The sequence below is a fragment of the Roseovarius sp. MBR-79 genome (assembly GCF_053628555.1).
This window is the reverse complement of record NZ_JBRJGP010000016.1, coordinates 38508-56555: the sequence shown is the minus strand read 5'-3', so window position 1 is coordinate 56555 and position 18048 is coordinate 38508. Positions and strand designations below refer to the sequence as shown.

Genomic DNA, 18048 nt, shown 5'->3' with positions numbered 1-18048 from the left:
CAGACCCTGATCCAAAGGAAAACCCCCATGACCAAGCCCAATCCGGCAAACCCGCCTTTCCCAATCTCCGACGCTGATCTCGCCTCTGCGCTAGCGCAAATCGGCGCGGAGATCGACTACCAACCCCTGCGCAGTTCAGCGCTCGCGCGCATCATGCGCGAGACGTTTCATGGCAGCGATGCCAGCGGCGCGTGGGACTGGCGCATGGCCTACGATCTGATGCAGGCGGCGGCTGTGCAGGCGCTGCTACGTGGCGACAACAGTGAGGATGATTACTCCGCCGCAAAACTCCTTGCGTCACGTCTCCTGACGGAAACGCGCCGGTCAGAGCAACAGATCCGGCTGCAGCAGTTTTCCACGCCGTTGCCTTTCGCGGCAATGGCCGTGCGGGCGGCAGCCATTCGCAAGGGCGAGACCGTTCTGGAGCCCTCGGCTGGCACCGGCGCCTTGGCCGCTTTCGCCGCCCGGGCCGGTGCCACGCTTTTGCTCAATGAAATAGACCCCTTTCGCCAGAGCCTATTGCGCGCGGTCTTTGGCGGCGATGTGACGGGCCATGACGGTGAGCATATTGACGATCTGCTGCAGACGCCGGTTCTGCCCGACGTCGTGGTGATGAATCCGCCCTTCGCTTCCTCGGTCGATCGCTCGCGAGACAAGCACATCGCCGCCAAGCATCTCATTGCGGCAGCGAAGCGTCTCGCGCCCGGTGGGCGGCTGGTGGCGATCATGCCGCCAGGATTCACGCCCGAACGCGATACCGCGCATTGGTCCCGCGCCTGCGGTCTCCTGACGCCGCGCTTGGCGCTGACGATGCCGGGGCAGGTCTACCGCAAGCTCGGAACCTCTGTCGAAACTCAGCTGATAGTCTTCGACAAGGTGCAGGAGGACGGCGAGATGATCCGCGCCAGTGTCCGGGACTTGGATGAAGCCCTTCCTTTTATCGACGCCGTGGCCGCGACCCGGCTCGAGATACGCCCCGGCCAATCGGCTGAAGCAATCCCTCATGCTCGAGCAACCGTTCCATCATCTGCCCCGCGCAAGACCGTCGCTGCGCCTGTCGCCGCCTCCAAACCACGGGCCAATGCCGTCCGCCCGCTCTGCTTCACAAGCTTCGATGTCCCGCGCGACAACACCCCCGTCTCGGACATCTATGCGCGCTACCGCCCGCAACGAATCGAGATTGCAGGCACGCAGGAACATCCCACGCCGTTGGTCGAGAGCATCGCCATGGCCTCTGTCGCGCCACCCGTGCCTTCGGGTGGCGCCAGTTCGGAATTGTGCCTGCCAGCACGATTGATCGAGGAGGGACATCTCTCCGAGGCGCAGCTCGAGACCATCATCATGGCGCATGATGCCCATGGGCGTGATCTGCCCGGTCGGTTCACCATCGATGACGACCAGACCAAGCTAACGCGCGCCGATGATGACACCGTGGCGCGGGCCTATCGTCTTGGCTATTTCCTCGGGGACGGCACCGGCTGCGGCAAGGGCCGCGAATGCGCGGGGCTCATTCTCGTGAACTGGCTGGCCGGGCGTCGGAAGGCGATCTGGGTCTCCAAATCCGCCACGCTGATCGAGGATGCGATCCGTGACTGGACAGATCTTGGCGGCTCGCCTGCAGATATCCAGCCGCTCTCGAAATGGAAACCGGACCAGCCGATCCCGATGGGTGACGGCATCCTGTTTGCTACCTACGCCACGCTGCGCTCCGCGGGCAAATGCGGCACCACGCGGCTGAGCCAGATGCTCGACTGGATGGGCGAAGATTTCGACGGCGTCCTCGCTTTTGATGAGGCCCACGCCATGCAGAACGCGGCAGGGTCCGAGCAGGGCAGGGGGGTCAAACCCTCCCAGCAGGGCCTCGCAGGCCTCCGGCTGCAACTCGCGTCACCCCGCGCCCGCGTCTTCTACATCTCGGCCACGGGCGCCACGAGCGTCCACAACCTCGCCTATGCCGCACGACTGGGGCTCTGGGGGCAGGGCCCCGAATATCCCTTCCCGAGCCGCGAAGGTTTCGTCTCGGCAATGGAGGCAGGCGGCGTGGCCGCCATGGAGGTGGTCGCACGCGATCTCAAGACGCTCGGCCTCTACACGGCCCGTGCCCTCAGCTTTGATGGCGTGGAGTATGACGTGCTCGAACATGCGCTCACCCCGGCCCAGATCGAGATCTATGATGCTTATGCGACCGCGTTTCGGACGATCCACCACAATCTGGAAGCCGCACTGACTGCGACTGGCGTCAATGACGCCTCGGGGGAGACCAATGCGTCAGCCGCCCGGGCCTCGGCCAAGTCCCGCTTCGAAAGCACGAAGCAGCGCTTCTTCAACCATCTTCTGATGGGCATGAAGGCACCGACCATCATCCGCGCCATCGAGGACGACCTGGCAACGGGCCACGCGTGCGTCATCCAGGTGGTTTCGACCGGCGAGAGCCTGCTGAAACGTCGGCTTGAAACGATGGACGCGGAAGACGAGCTCGTCGAGGGTGCCTTGACGCCGCGCGACTATGTTCTGGGCTACCTGGAACAGGCCTTCCCGATCCACGCGCAAAAGCTGGTCGAGATCGACGGCAATATGGTGGCCGAGCCGCTCAGGGACGAGACCGGCGCGCTCGTTGTCTCGCGCGAGGCGCTCGCTTTGCGTGACGCGGCCATGATGGAATTGATGACGCTGGCCCCAATCCCCTCGGCGCTGGACCAGATCCTATGGACCTTTGGCGACGAGGCTGTCGCCGAGGTCACGGGGCGATCTATCCGGCCCCTCAAGGCCGAGGATGGTCATCTCTTCATCGAGAAGCGCGCCGCTAGCAGCAATTCGTCGGAGACCCAAGCCTTCATGGATGGTGAGAAGGATATCCTGGTCTTTTCTGACGCGGGCGGCACGGGCCGCTCCTATCATGCGGCGCAAACGGCGAGGAACCAGAAGCGGCGGCGGCACTACCTGCTGGAGCCCGGCTGGCGCGCCGATGCGGCCATCCAGGGGCTCGGCCGCACGCATCGTTCGGCCCAGGTCAGCGCGCCCTTCTTCCGGGTCTGCACCTCCGATGTGCATGGCGAGAAGCGCTTCACCTCAACTATAGCCAAACGCCTCGACCAGCTGGGTGCCTTGACGAAGGGCCAGCGCGAGACCGGCTCGCAAGGCATGTTCCGCGAGGAGGACAATCTCGAAAGTCCAATCGCGCGAGCGGCGCTGCGTGGGTATTTCGCCGATCTTGCCGCCGGGCGGGCCGAGGCGATGAGCTACGAGAGCTTCACCGACTGGACGGCCCTGCGGCTGATCGACAAGGACGGGGTGCTCCTTGAGGAGTTGCCGCCGATCCAGCGGTTTCTGAACCGGGTTCTGGCCCTGCCCATCCACATGCAGAACGCGCTTTTTGCCGAGTTCATGAAGCGGATCGCTGATCAGACCGAACGGGCGCGCGCGGCAGGCACGCTCGATCTCGGCGTGGAAACCCTGCGTGGCGAAAGGATCGAGCAGGTCTCCACAGAGGATCTCTGGACCTGCCCGAAATCCGGTGCCGTGACACGGATCATTGGACTTGAGGTTACCGACCCTGTCCACGTGCTGTCGGCGGATGACGCCCTGTCGCTCAACCCCGACAAGCTGCCGATGGTCAATCGCGCCTCCGGTCGCGCGGCGCTGATCTCGGCGCGGCCGATGCAGATGTATGACGAGGACGTCGTCACGCTGATGCGCAAGGCGGTGCGGCCAAACGGGTCGAGCTACCTGGAGGAGGCGCGGTTCGGGTCTTCTGCCTGGGAAGAGATCAGCAAGCCTGAGTTTGCGCGGCTTTGGGATGCCGAGGCTGCGTCCCTGCCAAAAACCACCACGACCAAGCTCTACCTGCTGACCGGGCTTCTGCTACCGATCTGGAAGGACATCCCGACCACCAATGAGCGCATCTATCGGGTCACGCCGGATGGGGCGACCGCCATGATCGGGCGCACGCTGAGCGAAGAAGGGGCGGCCGCGCTGCGCTCCCGCTTCCTCGTCTCCAACCCGCAAACACCGCAGGAGATGATGACCGTCGCTCTTGGCACTACAGCGCCTGTCGATATTGGCCGGGGTCTGACCCTGACCCGTCGCCGTGTCGCAGGCGAGATGCGCCTCGAGCTGGGCGGTGCGGATCGGGGTATGATCGAAAGCCTCAAAGCGCTTGGCTGTTTCACCGAGATCATCGCCTTCCAGTTGCGGGTGTTCCTCCCGCATGGGGACGGTGTCGACACGGTCAGCATTCTGGCACGGATCGTGGGGCAGGGAACCCCCAGAGCGGCGGACCAAGCCGCCTGAAAAGTCAAAGAGGGCTTTGGGTCGGGCGTCGCGGATCGGGATTTGACCGGTCTGCGCGTTCTTGGTGCGCGGGCAGGCCAATGGCACGCCTGCGCTCGTCCCAAATTCAGACAAGAGGACAGACCCATGACCAATCCCCAGATCGACTATGCCGCAATGGCGGCTCAGTGGCGCGCAGAGCGCGAAACCACCTTGAAGGCATCCCGAGCGGAGCTGATCGCACAACTACGTGCGCTCGGCATCAGCGAGGTCACTGCGGAATACGAAGGCTATGGCGACTCCGGCAATGTCGAAGATGTGATTGTGCAGCCTGCGGAGGCCAAACTGCCGGAACCGCTTGCCACCGAGGTGGGCGATTTCGCCTGGTCGCTCGCCTATCACCATCACCCGGGGTTCGAGAACAACGAGGGCGGCTACGGCACGCTGACCTGGGACATTGCAGCAGACAGCATCACCCTCGATCACGCCGACCGCTATGTCGAATGCTCGCACAGCTATGAAGAGGGGCTTTGAGATGGCCCATCCGCTTCATCATGCCGAAAGCTCTGCCCGGAAATTCGGCGGGGTGCCGTCTGACTATCAGGCCGTCCACGATTGGTTTGACGCCTCGAAAGAGCATCTCGCGCTTTTCACGCACCGGGCCTTGCGCCACCATACCCAAGGCCTGTTCGAGGCCGAACGTGTCTTCGGCCTGACCCTGACCAATAGCGCGGGTCGGGACATCCCCGTGCGCTGGATCGGCGAGCAGCATGTCCGCGAAGACTGCCAGGGCCGCATCCCGAGCATGGCGGACTGGCTGCGACGAATCCAGCCCGAGCCATGGATGGCCAATGGCCATATCGAGCAGCACGTCAGCGGGGAGCCCTGCGGCGATCCAAGGGTTGCCTGGGCCTCCGAGGTCGCCGCCGGACGAACGGTTCTTGGCCTGAAAGATTGGATGGCGGCGCGCGCGACGCAAGCCACGTAAAGCGCCTGACAGCTCTCGGTCGTTTGCCAAACGAATGCTGCATAGAAGCCTGGTCGGAAGATCGGGCTTCTTGCGGCGTTTACCCACCATTCTTCTTGAGGAGGTTCGCATGACACTCGAAGACATCAAGGCGGCCGTCGATGCCGGCCAGACCGTGCATTGGGCCAATACCGGCTACGTTGTCCACAAGGACCGGCTGGGTCAGTACCTGATCACCTATATGCCGAACGGCAGCTGCATCGGCCTGACCGAGCGGGAAGCGCACCGGTTGAACGGAAAATCGGCGGAGTTCTTCATCGCGCGGTCGGAGGACGGCGTTCGGGCAGCCAAGCAAGACCAGACGGGCAGGGGAGGGGCGTAGCACCCGGAGGCGCGGAGGCATTCCCACTCGGGCGGCAGTTCTGACCGAGGGGAGGGGAAGAAAGGAAAGCAGGCTTTCTGATTTGTGATCCCTCAAGGGGTCGAGAAAGCAATCCCGGATGCGCTGGCAAGAACGTCAGGCACCGGCCAATCCAAAAGGAACCATCTCATGTTCGCAGGAACCCTTACCCGCAATGTCGAGACCGCCGCCGCCGAATACACCGGCATGATTCACTCGACGCGTTTCGATGTTGCCATCCAGCTCGAAACCCGCCCGAAGATGTCCGAGCGCAGCCCGGATTATGACGTAACGGCGACCAACAAGTCGGGCCGCAAGGTGCGCATCGGCACGGCCTGGAACGAAACCGGCACGACCAGCGGCAACCCCTACATCTCGATGCAGATCGATGTGGGCCTTGGTCCCTTCCGGGTCAACGCGGTGCAGACGAAAGAGGCGCGCGCGGCCAAGAGCGGCGAATTCGAGATCATCCCGCTGGTCTCGAACGGCCTGATGAAATCCGGCTCGATCTCGGGCGAGCTCACCGCCATGGACGCCGACAACGCCTTCACCGGCTACATCGCCAACATGATGTTCGATCTGGAGTTCATGCTGATCGAGAACAGCTACAAGACCGAGGAGACCCACCCCGATTACCGCATCGAAGTCAGCTCGCCCCGGGGCACGCCGATCCGCGTCGGCTCGGCCTGGATGGCCAAGAGCAGCCGCACGGGCAATGACTACCTGTCGCTGCTGATCAACACGCCTGATGGCGACCTGCGTGTCAACGCCGTCCAGAACGAAGAACAGCGCGGTGGCCAGACTTTCTCGATCATTCCGTTCATCGACAGCGGTGATCAAGCGCAAGACGCGGGCGCGGGGCTCTCCTTGGTCGCCTAGTCGGCGCGCGAGGGGGAGACGATGTGAACTGAAAGGGGAGCCGTGGGACCACGGGTCCCCTTTTTCCATGTTTGGCTGCATGACGGGCGCCATCTGCTTGCGATCTGCTGAATATGATATACGATAATATAATATTGTATGGACGAAGGTAGGCGCATGATGGCGAGACTGGGAAAAGCTCCGTGGTTCGTGAGCTTTGATGTAGACGCCGAGGTTGAAGAGCTACTTGCTCATATCCAGCGTTGCACCGGATTTGCGCTGCCTGAACGACAGCGTGATGTCATCATGACCCATGCAAGGGCAAGGCTCGACAGGACAAGGCAGGCATTTCTGGAGGCCAAGGCGACGGGAAAGCCGGTGTCCACATCGCGGCGTGCGTATCTGACCGACCTGCAGGACACGATCTTCATGGCGATCCCGGAGGAGAACCTCGCGCGGATGCCGCTGCGCGAGCAGGTTCTCAACGACCCATCATTTTACGCGGATGCCATGCACCGCGCCGCCGCGATTAGCGAGGATGAGCTATTCATGGCGCTGTCCTCTTCGCTGAAAGACATGACGGTCCAAGACGCCCGCGCGTTCGTCTCGAAGCTTTGGCACGGCACAATCGATGACAATGCCCGTAAATACGCCGAAGCCCTGAAGCGCCCCGAGCGTGAACCGCAGCCCTTTCGCCCGGGGAACACCGTGTAAGACCGGAGCCATTCTCTTGGCTTGAGCCGTACCGAGGTTGGCCGCCTCAAACCCTCTTTCCCGGAGGTGGTACCCTGTGCAGCGCGCGAAAGCCGTTGAAGGCGCTGTGGGGACGACTACTGTCGCCAACATGATGAAACGGGATCACATGCGCGTCTTCTTCCGGCGAACCGCGGCGCTTGCCGCCTTTGTCGCGCTGCTCTGGGCGATCCAAGTCGTCAATTGGATCACCGGCTACGGCCTGATCCCGGCCTTCGGCCTGATCCCCAGGCACGGCAGCGGATTGGATGGTGTCATCGCCATGCCCCTGCTGCCCGGAAGCTTCGCGCATCTGATGGCCAATACGCCGCCGCTCCTGGTGATGGGTGGGCTGCTTGTGGCCTCGACCACGAGGGCTTTGCTGCCGGTGAATGCAGTGGTGATCGGCCTCGGCGGCGGACTCGTCTGGCTGTTCGGAAGCTCCGCCATCCATATCGGGGCGTCAGGGTTGGTCTTCGGCTGGTTTGGCTTCCTCGTCGCGCGCAGCTTCGTGGATCGCTCATTGATCACGCTGGGCGCGACACTGGTGGTCGGTGTCCTCTATAGCTCCATTCTCTGGGGCGTTCTTCCGGGCCAACCCGGCGTGTCGTGGGAAGCGCACCTCTTCGGTGCCATCGCCGGCGCGGTCGCTGCGTTCCTAATCCGAACGCATGTACATGCGCCGCGCCTCGGCGGCGTCGATCTGGACTGAAGCGGTACGCCAGACGTGGTCGGCCCTCTCCGGACATTCGTTTGAGTGGCTTTTGCCGCGGTGCGGAATCCCCTGTTCTGCCATTCACACTGTTGCTCAACACGGCGGTGCAGCTTCACCCCGACACGAATGGCCGGGAGGTCTTGCAGGTGAAATTATCCACTAACCAGATCGCACTTCGGCCCCGAGGGAGCCCCTGTTCGGTCTATCGTTCGAACGGGGCGCTTCCCCGGGACCCTGCGCATTCCGCGGAAGGCTTCCGCCGGATCAGGGTCATCGGTTTGCTCTCCCACTGAACTCCCTGCGCCCGGTCGGAGGAGACTTCGCTCGCCTCCCCAAAACCCCCTCCATCGAGTGCGACTCGCACGGACAAAAGCGAAGCACTCAACTTGCCCGCCCTCTGGACACCCCAAGGCGCCTCCCGGCGGGGACCTTTGCCCCGAGGCTCAAGGAGGAAATCAACTAGTGAATAATTTGCTGTTGCATTTGTAAATGTCGACCGCTACAAGGTGATCAAACAATCGAGGCTTGAGCATGCCGATCCCCAGTGAAGTTTCAGTCCGTCCCATCTTGAACGAAATCCGCGAACCCATCATCTCAGCCATTCGAAGCGCTTGGGACGATTGGCTGTCCAGCGATTTCAACGGCGTGTGGCGTTGTAAACGTAGCCGCGCCAACTTTGTGTGGGAGCAGATCATTGAACGTGTGAACAGCGACCTGTTGGGACACGACGCGGTACACGTTATTGACGGGCATGAAACGATGAAGTTTCTTGTCCACGACAAAGTGCTTTTCAGATTCAAGAAGGCCGACGAAACGGGCCGCTCGTCAAACGTCGCCACGCAACTCGCTCTGGCATTTCACGATCATGATCAGGATTTGTTCAATCTTCCAGAGGTTCAACGCGTTGAGATTGTATACAAACTCAATCAGCTTGAAACGCAGATCGCGGATATTTGCGTAGTTGCAAGGGATAGCAATCGGGTTGCGTGGGAGTATAGCCTCTTGGATGCGGGTGAAGCGACCATGCCGCTGCCGCTTCCCGATCCGAAGCCAGTTCGCCCGGCCGCCTCCATCGTGAAACTCAAGGGCAGAGCTTCCGACCGCAAGAAAAGCACAGACTAATGACCGACAATTTCAATCAAGACCTGCTGCGGATAGCGCGGCAGGCCCGTGGATGGAGTCAATCAGAACTATCGTCAAAATCAGGTGTGTCGCAGGCCAATCTCTCCAAACTTGAGAACGGCCTGATCGGCCCGACAGATGAGGTTCTGGATAGTGTCAGTAAAGCGTTGGGCTTCCCCATAGAATTCTTTTTTCAACATGATAGGGTCATCGGCCTTCCAATGAGCGTGCAATATCGGAAGCGTGCCAGCGTTGGACAGAAAGCGATTGAACGCCTGGAAGCTGAACTCAACATAAGGATACTGCACCTCAGAAGACTACTGGATGCAGCTGATCTTGAGCCCGAGTTGTCACTGCCACGGATGGATGTAGATGAATTTGGTGGCGATCCAGAGCGGATTGCCGACCTCATCAGGCGTACTTGGCTTGTCCCCTCGGGGCCTATCCGAGATCTTGTCGAGTGGGTGGAGCGAGCGGGCTGCATTGTCGTGCATTGCGACTTTGCTGCCCTCAAAGTCGACGGGTTTACTGTTCAAATCCCGGATATGCCACCGTGCATATTCTTGAACCGCAATATGCCGGCAGATCGGCAACGTTTCAGTCTGGCGCATGAGCTCGGCCACGTCGTTATGCATCAAGTTCCATCTCCTGACATGGAGAATGAAGCAAACGTCTTTGCCTCTGCTTTGCTAATGCCCGCACGAGACCTTCGCCCCCAGCTTTCATCAAGGCGCCTCACGGTTCAAACCCTGGCTGCCTTGAAACCAGTGTGGCGCACATCAATGGCAGCGCTCCTCTACCGAGCGAAGCAAATTGGGGCAATCACCGACAATCAAAGCCAGTATTTATGGCGGCAAATGAGTTCCATGGGCTATCGCAAAGCTGAGCCCCCCGAACTTGATCTCAAAGTTGAAATGCCAACTGTTTTGCCTGAGATCGTGCGCCTCCATATCGAAGAGCTCGGATATGATGTATCTGATTTGGCCCAAGCACTTCGTTCGAGTGAAGAAGATCTTCGCTCACTTCATCCTTTGCCGCAAGCGTCGCAACGCCTGCGGGTGGTCAAATAACTTCACGTTCATCCCGTAAAGGATGTCCCTACACTTCTGAAAAGCAGGAGCGACAGAAAAGATGGCAAGGTGTACCGCTCCCGTTAGGGGGCATAGTTCAGCAGCTGCTGCGGCGAACTGCCCAGCGTGTCGCAACCGTTACGGCGGATATGGTCGCAGAACGAATAGCTACGGTTCGTTCTCGCCACCGTCCCGTATGTCTTTCGCCGCTGGTGGCAGCACAAGTACCGGAAGCGGAACAGGACGCAGCACCAAAAAACCGCGTTGGTCAGGAAGCGCGTCGACGGTTTCCTACACTCAAGCACAAGTACAAGCCCTCACTCCTATAAGGGACAATGTTGAGCAACTTGCGTCCTCCCAGCCAGACCTCCGTGACGCCTTTCTCTGCCATGCTTGGGACGACAGGCAAGGCGCGGCGAAGGAACTTCATGACCTTCTCGAAGCACGGGGTGTACGAGTTTGGTTCAGCGAAAAGGACCTTGGGCTGGGAGTGCCTATGATGCGGGCAATTGACAAGGGCTTGGTCAATTCCAGGGTTGGGATCGTGCTGGTCACGCCAGCAATGTTGCGGCGTCTACCCGCGGAAGGTGTAGCCGACAAAGAACTGTCGGCATTATTGAGGCGCGAACGGCTCATACCAATCGTGCACGAAACGACTTACGAAGAGCTCGAAAAGGTCAGTCTGCTATTGGCGTCACGAGCGGGCCTGAATACAGCTGATGAAAGCATGACCGACGTCGCGATCAAGATTGCCGAACTGGTCAAAGTTTAGCCGTGAGCAACGGTAGCCGGAACCGCTGGCCAACTTCTCCTATCGTTGCATAGTCGTTTTGGCCTCGCCGTCCCATTGTCAGGTGCGTGTCTTTGTGACACGCACCCTTTCTGCTCATTGCTAACCTTGGCATCCATCGCAGCAAGAGGCTTCAGTTCCGATAGGGTTTGAATGGCTGCTTTCGCCAAGGTGGAGCTTTGGATTCGCAGCCGCCCCGAAAGACGGCTTTCCGCCCATCACGTCGCAAGCTTGGAGACGTAATCCGTATAGTCTAAAGCGTAGCCCCTGCACATTAACCTTGGCCAGAGCCTTACGGCCTCCCCTGCTCGGCTTCGCGTGTCGCAGGGGAGAACGGCCCTTCGGTCCGTCGCGCATTCGGCCATGCGGCCTCACCGCGGCGTTGCGCCCGGCATTCCGGTTTGCCCGCCTCGCGAGCACGTCCCTCCCCGGCCGCTCCGCCGGATTGCGCTTTGGTCTGTTTTGCGGGGCAAAACGATCCCGCCGCTGCATCCGTCTCCCGCGTCCGGTCGGGCCGTTTGCCTGCTCGGGTCGGGCAAACCTACCGTCTAAACACACACACATGAGCGTGGAAGCATATCCTCCGGATGGCCCCCAAATCAGCCCGCGTCAAGGATCGCAAAACTTTTCGGCGAGGACGGGGTCTGTGGCTTGGGGCGGTCCCGTGCGTGAGGGCGCGCGTGTGTCGGGTGCTTCGCTCGGAAAACTTTTGCGCCCGGCAAGCCGGCGGCTGCGCCGTCCCTGACCCGGGCAGATTCGGAAACCAGACATTCGGCCATGCCCCCACACTCACGTGGTGGCTCTATAACCGAACACTGGAGACCAGACATGGCTTACGACACCGCAAACACCTACGAGACCATCGAGCTTTTCGGGCTGACCGAGAAGGACGCGCAGCTGCCGATCCCCGAGGATCACATCCTGACCGACCACATCATCCGCGAGAGCTTCGAGGCTCTGCTCGGTCCGCTGCGCGGGACCGGGCTCGAAGCAGAAATAGAACCGCTGGCCCATGGGCTCGCCACGATCCTGCAGCGGCGCAAGGTGGCGCTTGGCAAGGAGGTTGACCGCACCGCCGACCAGATCGGCGCGCTGGCAAAATCCCATGACGGATCGGAGATCGCCGAGACCGCGCTTGAAGAAGCGCAGGCGCGCTTTCTGCAGCTGCGCGAGATTGTCGGCGCCATAGAGGTGATGAGCGAGGCTGCGGCGGAATGCTACGAGATCGAGACCGGCCACGCCTTCATCCCGGCAGCCGGGTCGCGTGCAAGCGTCCGGGCGCAAGAGACCGGGGCGGTCTTCGAGGCGCGGCAGCTCCTGGAGCAGCACGACCGCGAGACTGCCGAGAAGTCGAAAGTCGAGGGGGTGCCCCTGATCGTCTCAGGCGCCACCGACTGGACCGATGTCGATGTTATCTTCAACACGCTCGACAAGGTTCGCGAGCGGATCAAGCAGAACCGCAACCAGGAGATCTTCCTCTGCCACAAGGGTGGCAAGCACGGGGCGGAGATGATTGCGGCGCGGTGGGCCCGGGCACGCGGAGTGGCGCAGGCGCGGTTCGATCCGCGCTGGTCCGCACATGGGCGGGCGGCACCGTTCAAGTGCAACGACGAAATGCTGGACGACAAGTTCGCGGCGACGGGGGTTGTGCTCTTCGGCGGCAACGGGGTCGCGCTGAACCTCGGGCAGAAGGCGGAAGCGAAAGGCCTGACGGTCATGCGGGTTGCGGACCCGGCGAAGAAGGCGTCGCAGGATTGAAGAGAGAGGGTCGCCTTCGGGCGGCCCTTTCGTCGTTTCTCATGGGTGTGGACGTTCTCCAAATCACTTTGCCTAGCAATTTCCTGTTTTGATAGGTATATGTATGCCAAGCAAAACTTGGAAATGATAGGCATGACCCCACTCAGCAGCATCGCGATGAGCGCCTATACCGACCTGGTGCGTCTTCTGAAGGACGACGCCTTGTCCGGTGTCGAAGGCAAGCCCACGCTCAAGGAGCGTGGGGATAAGGCCTATTGGTATGCCGCGCGCCGTGTCGGGACGGAGATGCGGTTCATCTATATCGGCGAAGACAGCGACGAGACGCGCGCGCGCATCGACCGGATCGAAGAGCTGCGCGCAACGGCCAAGGATCGGCAGGCGGAACGGTCGCGGCTTGTTCGCCTCTTGCGCGCCGAAGGCATGACACCCATCGACCGGGCGACCGGTTCCATCCTGTCGGCCATGGCCGCAGCCGGAACCTTCCGTTTGGGTGGCACCATCGTCGGAACCAATGCATTTCGCCTCTATGAAGGCGAGCTTGGTATCCGTCTGCCAATTGGCGGTATGGCCAATACTGGCGACATCGACATCGCGCAGTTCGAGAAGCTCAGCGTTGCGTTGCAGGATCAGGTCGACCCGGGTCTTGCCGAGACGTTCTCAGCGCTCAAATTCGATCCTCTGCCAGCTCTTGACCAAGGTCGGACATGGCGATGGGCCCAGGGTGGCAGCGGCCAGTTGGTCGAGTTTCTCACACCGGCGTTCGGAGATGAGACCATCCGTGATCTGCCAGCCTTGGGCGTGAACGCCCAAGGATTGAACTATCTCAACTTCCTGATCGCTGAGCCGATCCACGCGGCGGCGATCTATAGATCCGGCGTTCTGGTGCAGGTGCCCCGCCCGGAGCGCTATGCGATCCACAAACTGATCATTGCCGACCGGCGCCGCGATGGGGCAGGGAGCCTGAAATCCGCGAAGGACCGCGAGCAGGCGGCTTTCCTTATCGAAGCGATGGCCGAGGACCGGCCCGATGATCTGGCCCGGGCCTATGCCACCGCAATGGAGGTTGGGCCGCGCTGGCGGGAACACATCGGCAACTCGCTGAAGCGAATGCCTGATACCAGGGGGATGCTCGACAGCTTGGGCGCGTGATGGCCATAACGGGGTCGCCTTCGGGCGGTCCTTTCGTCATATCTCATGGCGCGTGCGATCGGTCACACTTGATCTGCATCTCACGGCGTCCAGCACCGTCATCCCTCTACCCAGCACGTCAGAGTTCGGCCCATCCGCATCGATACGGGCTGGGGATGGTGCGCACATCGCACATCGTCAGCAGCGCAAGACCGAGGGGTCGAGACGTCGCATATGAGGCTCAAGACCTGCACAACCCTCGGGTGGTGTTGCGGAACATAGCTCCCACGCAGGCGCGCTTCGTCTGCACCCCGGCCAGGCTTGGCGGGACGCGGATGGTGGCGTCGGCGTGATGGCAAGGGTCATCCGGATCACTCCTTTTTGCTCATAGATGTGGATCGCACGGGGTCGGCCCAATCGTGCCCTCAACTCACGCTTCGGCAAGCACAAATACGGCTTCCACGGCGGGGCCGCGGACCCTCCGCATTTGCGCTTGCGACCGGTCCTCTTGCCCCCGTGCTGGGTGATCCTCATCGCAATAAGAAGTAACCCAAATGACCAACCACTACGTCGCCACCGTTCCCGTCAAGTTCACCGATACCGATGGCCAGGAGCGCACCCGATTCCAACGCGTGGGCGCCATGTTCCGCAACACCCGCAACGGGGACGGCTCGGAGTTCTTCAGCCTCAAGCTCGACTTCCCGGTCGCGGTCTCGGAGCTGGTGATGTTCCCGCCGAGCGCGAAGGATCCCCAGGACTAAATCCTCTGGCGAGGATGGGCCGCCCCAGGACGATCTTGGGGCGGCCCGATCCCTGTTCCAGGGATGCCGTGTCCGGCGGTCAGTTCGCCCGAAGTGACCTCCTCTTGGTGCCGGTCGCTGCGCGCGCAACGGACGATCGCCGCTCGGAATGATCCGGCCGCGACAGACCGGCCAGTCAGCCTCAAGGGGGCCATCCACAAAAACAGGCAGGCCAGGGCCTCCCGGTTTTTGCGGCAGAGATTTGGCGGAGCCAAATCTGGCCCTCCTTGACCCTGCCTGTCCGCCCTGTCGGTGGGGTTTGCGCCCGCCCGCGGTTCCGTCCGAACACGTGCGTGTTCGGCCAAACCCTCGGGCGGTGCTGGGGAAGGGGACCCATTGGACAGGTGGTCGCCCGATGGTGAGGGTGGCAGAGCCGCGTCCCTGCGGGCCGCGGCGTGAAGCGGACACCAAGGCTGACTAAGTCTGAATGCGACGTAAGTATATAATTGACAGTAAGGTATATTATCGTAAGGTGGGGTCAGCCTTGGTGGAAGGTGGCAGGAAATAGGAGGTCTTTCTTCGCATGTCGCGCTCAAAACGTCTCACAGGTGCGGACCGTATGGAGATCGTTCGCGAGGCTGCAGAAGGTGTGTCGACGTCTGAGCTTGCTGAACGGTTTGGCGTGTCGTCGCGAGCGATCCAGTACACGCTCAAAGCCGATGCCGAGCGCCAGACGGATGCCGCGATCCCGGTCTCCGCGGTCAGTGTGAAGGTCACCGCTGCTGAGCTTGCGGCGCTCGACGAGGTGTTGGCGAAGGCCGGGATCGAGAGCCGGGCCGAGGGGCTGCGGCGGCTCATTCAAGCGGCCGGCGGGGTGTTCGTTCCGGACGCGCAGATGGCGGCCGAGATGGCGCGCTACCGCGCCTCGCTTCACGAGGTCGGCAATGGCGTCGCGCAGATCGCCAAGCAGATGACACGGGCCAACCTGCAGGGGCAGGGGGCTGATGGTGGCACGCGTGCCGAGTTCTCCGAAATGCGCCTTGCGCAGATGCGGGGCTTGGCCCGGTTCATCCTGGATTCCGCGGATGAGATCGACCTGCTCCTGCGCCGCCGTCGGGACGCGATGCAGCTCGAGGCCACGGCCGCGCTGAGGGAGTTTGCCCATGCGGCTGAATGATGCGGTTGACGCGGTCACCGGGGAGGTCTTCAGGGATGGCTGGAGCCGGATCCGGGGCTCGATGCAGGGGCTGCACGTGGCCAAGCAGAGCCAGCTTGTGCGTGCGGCGGCGGGGCACCGGCCAGCGGTCTTCAAGGCGATCCGGGGCGGCGGTACCCATACCAAATCACAGCTCACAAACCAGCTCGAGTACCTCACCACCAAGTCCACCCATATCGTGGATTCGAGCGGCTTCCTCGATGGCAAGGCGAAGCTCGAAGCGGGTGACATCAAGGACCTGACAGAGCGCTTTGCCAAGCGGTGGGATGCGGGCTTCAAGCCCAAGCTCGGGCAGACCACCCATATGCTGATGTCCTTCCCCATCGGCACGCGGGGCGAGGATGTGCGCGACATTGCGACGGATGTGGCCGAGCGGTTCTTCCAGAGTGACGCGGGGCATTTCGACTACATCATCGCGGTGCATGAGGACCGCGATCATCCCCATGCGCATCTGGTGCTGAACCGCCGCTCGCAGGAAGGCGAGTTCTTCTTCCTCGGGCGCAACCATCGCTTCAACTATGACGACTTCCGCCTCGCGATGGTCGAGGAGGCCGAAAAGTATGGCGTGCGCCTGGAGGCCACGCGCCGGGTGGATCGCGGGGTTTTGCATTACCCAGCCCGGACCGGCGAGGTCTACGCGGCCAAGGACGAGGGTCGCGCGCCCCGCGAGCGCGAACGTGTGGGGCAGGACCTGGCGCGGACGCTGGCGGAGATCGCCAACACCAGAACCATCTACCACTCGCTTGCTGCGGAGGCTTCGCGTGAAGCCCGCGAGGATATTGCCGCAGCACTCTTCCGTGCGGGCGAGGTGCTGGCGCGCGGCGGGCAGGTGGACCGAACAGGAGATGTGTATATGGCAGAGGATCAGAGTTTCGAGGATCTGAGAAGCCTCTATGCGGAGAAGCTCGCGCGGGTGCAGGGCATGATCGCCGAAAAGTCCGACGCGGAACGTCCCGTGCTGGAAAAACGCCTCATCGAGATCCAGACGCAGGTCCAGCACATGCAGCCTCTCGGATTGCGTTCGAGCACGTTGTCAGAGGCACCATCGGAGGGCGGGGTCTATTCCGAGGTAAACATCCAAGAGAGCCAGTTGGAGCGCCTCACAGAGCCGCGACTGCGGTCGCGGATCGACGCGGCCCTGCGGGGCACGGGGATCAGCACATCGGAAGTGGTGGCCCGGATCGAGACGGGCGCCTCAAATGCAGCGCTCGAGCATCAATGGATCGCCAATGATCTCTCCAAAGTGGCCGAGGCGCGGGACCTGAACCTCGAACGCCGCGCAGACCTGGAAAAGGCGCGTGACATCCTGAATGACGTGCATGTCGAGCTTGGCACGCTTCTGGAACGGGAGAACGTGCTGCGCCGGGATGGGGTCGTGGAGGAGAAAGCGGTCAGCGAGCGGTTCCACTATCACGAGGACGCGGTCCGGGCGATGGAAGGGACAATCCGTCAGGAGATGCGCGCAGACGGCCTGACTGCGCAGCAGATCGAGGATCGGGATTGGCAGGTCGTCTCGTGGGCGGAGCGCCGGATCGAGACGGAGCAGCGTGCATATCTCGAGGCACATCCGGAGCTGCTCGCACGCCCTGGCGATGTGATTGACCGGTCTGAGCCTTACAAGGAGACCATTACCGATGCCGCCCGCGCCAGTGCGATCACCCGCGAAGTCGACCGCATCATGGAGGGACGCGACCTCCGTACGCCCGTTGCAGATGCCGTCACGGATGACTTGCGCGCGCGCTATCCGGACATGCCGTCCCACCTCGCCCGCGGGCTCGGTGCGACCTATGCCGCCGTCATCGAGATACGGGACACGGAGGCCATTAATCAGGTCCGCCGCGACAACGAGTTGCGCGAGGGGCTTGGGGTTGGCACGCGTGACGAACGTCTAGCCACCCGCGATGAAACGGCGCCGCAGTCTGACCGTGCCGGCCGTGTCCCAGAGGAGGTTGCACGTGTCCTTGATCATGAACGGGCCGGAGAGCTGTCCGCACCTTTCGAGACCGAGGCGGAGCGGGACGCCTTCCGCGAGGAGATCGCGCGGGTGCTGGATGACCGCCAATTGGGCCGCCTCACATCCGGCGATGCCGATGCGCTGGACAAGGTTCTCGAGGACCGTCTCGACCGGCTCTATGTCGCCAAGGTCTACCTGCAATCCGATGCGGCGACGGCCAACACCGAGGCCTTGCGCCAGGTGGTCGATGAACTTGCCGACGCCGAGTATGAAAAACACCGCGCGACAGACGTGGATGGCGAGACCGAGCGGGGCCAGGTCCATTGAGC

General features: G+C 62.0%; 14 protein-coding genes and 1 pseudogene. All 15 read left to right on the top strand.

The window, feature by feature from the left end:
* Positions 1-27 precede the first annotated feature (27 nt).
* Positions 28-4290, top strand: a complete 4263-nt coding sequence (locus ACSSV8_RS15470; protein ID WP_454283043.1) for a strawberry notch-like NTP hydrolase domain-containing protein — start codon at positions 28-30, stop codon at positions 4288-4290.
* Positions 4291-4416: 126 nt separating this feature from the next.
* The gene (locus tag ACSSV8_RS15465; protein WP_282092893.1) at positions 4417-4803 is read left to right on the top strand and encodes a DUF6878 family protein; all 387 of its coding nucleotides are present in this window, start codon (positions 4417-4419) and stop codon (positions 4801-4803) included.
* A gap of 1 nt (position 4804) precedes the next feature.
* Positions 4805-5257 carry a DUF6915 family protein gene (locus tag ACSSV8_RS15460; RefSeq protein WP_282092894.1) on the top strand — a complete coding sequence of 151 codons (453 nt, stop codon included), beginning with the start codon at positions 4805-4807 and terminating at the stop codon, positions 5255-5257.
* Positions 5258-5366: 109 nt separating this feature from the next.
* Positions 5367-5662, top strand: a pseudogene (locus ACSSV8_RS15455) (hypothetical protein).
* A 124-nt stretch (positions 5663-5786) separates the two neighbouring features.
* Positions 5787-6515, top strand: coding sequence for a DUF736 family protein (locus ACSSV8_RS15450; protein WP_282092896.1), 729 nt, complete (start codon positions 5787-5789; stop codon positions 6513-6515).
* A 156-nt stretch (positions 6516-6671) separates the two neighbouring features.
* Entirely contained in the window at positions 6672-7208 is a 537-nt protein-coding gene (locus ACSSV8_RS15445) for a hypothetical protein (RefSeq protein WP_454283042.1), read from the top strand.
* Positions 7209-7356: 148 nt separating this feature from the next.
* Positions 7357-7938 carry a rhomboid family intramembrane serine protease gene (locus ACSSV8_RS15440; RefSeq protein WP_417281129.1) on the top strand — a complete coding sequence of 194 codons (582 nt, stop codon included), beginning with the start codon at positions 7357-7359 and terminating at the stop codon, positions 7936-7938.
* A 534-nt stretch (positions 7939-8472) separates the two neighbouring features.
* The gene (locus tag ACSSV8_RS15435) at positions 8473-9063 is read left to right on the top strand and encodes a hypothetical protein (RefSeq protein WP_417281127.1); all 591 of its coding nucleotides are present in this window, start codon (positions 8473-8475) and stop codon (positions 9061-9063) included.
* Entirely contained in the window at positions 9063-10133 is a 1071-nt protein-coding gene (locus ACSSV8_RS15430; protein WP_288960400.1) for a helix-turn-helix domain-containing protein, read from the top strand. The genes ACSSV8_RS15435 and ACSSV8_RS15430 overlap by 1 nt, the downstream gene beginning before the upstream one ends.
* Positions 10134-10194: 61 nt before the next feature.
* Positions 10195-10905: a toll/interleukin-1 receptor domain-containing protein gene (locus ACSSV8_RS15425; protein WP_454283041.1), complete on the top strand. Its 711-nt coding sequence runs from the start codon at positions 10195-10197 to the stop codon at positions 10903-10905.
* 846 nt (positions 10906-11751) lie between these two features.
* On the top strand, positions 11752-12681 hold the full coding sequence (locus tag ACSSV8_RS15420) for a DUF2493 domain-containing protein (protein ID WP_454283040.1): 930 nt from the start codon (positions 11752-11754) through the stop codon (positions 12679-12681).
* 156 nt (positions 12682-12837) lie between these two features.
* A complete protein-coding gene (locus ACSSV8_RS15415) occupies positions 12838-13830 on the top strand; it encodes a nucleotidyltransferase family protein (RefSeq protein WP_454283039.1) in 993 nt (330 codons plus the stop codon).
* A gap of 533 nt (positions 13831-14363) precedes the next feature.
* A complete protein-coding gene (locus ACSSV8_RS15410; protein ID WP_007120662.1) occupies positions 14364-14570 on the top strand; it encodes a hypothetical protein in 207 nt (68 codons plus the stop codon).
* 562 nt (positions 14571-15132) lie between these two features.
* On the top strand, positions 15133-15726 hold the full coding sequence (locus ACSSV8_RS15405; RefSeq protein ID WP_454283038.1) for a helix-turn-helix domain-containing protein: 594 nt from the start codon (positions 15133-15135) through the stop codon (positions 15724-15726).
* Positions 15713-18046 (top strand): relaxase/mobilization nuclease domain-containing protein, encoded by a 2334-nt coding sequence (locus tag ACSSV8_RS15400; RefSeq protein ID WP_282092901.1) that lies wholly within the window; start codon positions 15713-15715, stop codon positions 18044-18046. Before ACSSV8_RS15405 ends, ACSSV8_RS15400 begins: the two co-directional genes overlap by 14 nt.
* Positions 18047-18048 lie beyond the last annotated feature (2 nt).

Coding starts and splice junctions, on each gene's coding strand:
- ACSSV8_RS15415 (WP_454283039.1), top strand. CDS start 12,838: ATGAGCGCCTATACCGACCTGGTGCGTCTTCTGAAGGACGACGCCTTG.
- ACSSV8_RS15470 (WP_454283043.1), top strand. CDS start 28: ATGACCAAGCCCAATCCGGCAAACCCGCCTTTCCCAATCTCCGACGCT.
- ACSSV8_RS15410 (WP_007120662.1), top strand. CDS start 14,364: ATGACCAACCACTACGTCGCCACCGTTCCCGTCAAGTTCACCGATACC.
- ACSSV8_RS15465 (WP_282092893.1), top strand. CDS start 4,417: ATGACCAATCCCCAGATCGACTATGCCGCAATGGCGGCTCAGTGGCGC.
- ACSSV8_RS15425 (WP_454283041.1), top strand. CDS start 10,195: ATGGCAAGGTGTACCGCTCCCGTTAGGGGGCATAGTTCAGCAGCTGCT.
- ACSSV8_RS15400 (WP_282092901.1), top strand. CDS start 15,713: ATGCGGCTGAATGATGCGGTTGACGCGGTCACCGGGGAGGTCTTCAGG.
- ACSSV8_RS15430 (WP_288960400.1), top strand. CDS start 9,063: ATGACCGACAATTTCAATCAAGACCTGCTGCGGATAGCGCGGCAGGCC.
- ACSSV8_RS15460 (WP_282092894.1), top strand. CDS start 4,805: ATGGCCCATCCGCTTCATCATGCCGAAAGCTCTGCCCGGAAATTCGGC.
- ACSSV8_RS15435 (WP_417281127.1), top strand. CDS start 8,473: ATGCCGATCCCCAGTGAAGTTTCAGTCCGTCCCATCTTGAACGAAATC.
- ACSSV8_RS15420 (WP_454283040.1), top strand. CDS start 11,752: ATGGCTTACGACACCGCAAACACCTACGAGACCATCGAGCTTTTCGGG.
- ACSSV8_RS15445 (WP_454283042.1), top strand. CDS start 6,672: ATGATGGCGAGACTGGGAAAAGCTCCGTGGTTCGTGAGCTTTGATGTA.
- ACSSV8_RS15450 (WP_282092896.1), top strand. CDS start 5,787: ATGTTCGCAGGAACCCTTACCCGCAATGTCGAGACCGCCGCCGCCGAA.
- ACSSV8_RS15405 (WP_454283038.1), top strand. CDS start 15,133: ATGTCGCGCTCAAAACGTCTCACAGGTGCGGACCGTATGGAGATCGTT.
- ACSSV8_RS15440 (WP_417281129.1), top strand. CDS start 7,357: ATGCGCGTCTTCTTCCGGCGAACCGCGGCGCTTGCCGCCTTTGTCGCG.